The 589-nt window shown below is 74.9% G+C and carries 1 protein-coding gene; it reads left to right on the forward strand.

The features are described 5' to 3' along the window. Positions 1-58: 58 nt before the first annotated feature. Positions 59-589 (forward strand): ABC transporter ATP-binding protein (locus tag ACFHWE_RS23645; RefSeq protein ID WP_416604082.1); only part of this gene is annotated, 531 nt, incomplete at its 3' end.

Consider the following 589-nt stretch of genomic DNA (forward strand, 5'->3'; position numbering starts at 1 on the left):
ACTTCCACCGCCGTATCGTCCGTGAGGGCGCCGCCCAGGCCTGAAAGGGACCCCCGCCGTGATCACCGTCCGCGACCTGTCCAAGTCCTTCGGCCCCCGCACCCTGTGGCAGGGCCTGGACCTCGACCTGCCCCCCGGGCAGGTTCTCGCCCTGACCGGCCCCTCCGGGGCGGGCAAGACCACCCTGCTCAACTGCCTGGGCCTGCTGGAGTCCCCCACCGGCGGCACCATCGCCTACCAGGGCCGCGACCTGACCCGCCTGCGCGCGGGCGGGCGGCGCCGCTTCCGCCGCGACCACCTGGGCTACCTGTTCCAGAACTACGCGCTGATGGAGAACGCCACGGTGCGCGAGAACCTGGACGTGGCCCGCCGCGACCGCCCGGCCCAGGCCGAGGCGCTGGAGCGGGTGGGCCTGGCCGGACGCGCCAAGGAGCGGGTGCACCACCTCTCCGGCGGCGAGCAGCAGCGGGTGGCCCTGGCCCGCCTGCTGGTCAAACGCCCCTCCCTGGTGCTGGCCGACGAGCCCACCGGCGCCCTGGACGAGGGCAACGGGCGGATGGTGATCGACACCCTGCGCGCCATGGCCGCC

The sequence above is a fragment of the Nocardiopsis sp. LOL_012 genome, from assembly GCF_048060475.1.
GTDB lineage: Bacteria > Actinomycetota > Actinomycetes > Streptosporangiales > Streptosporangiaceae > Nocardiopsis.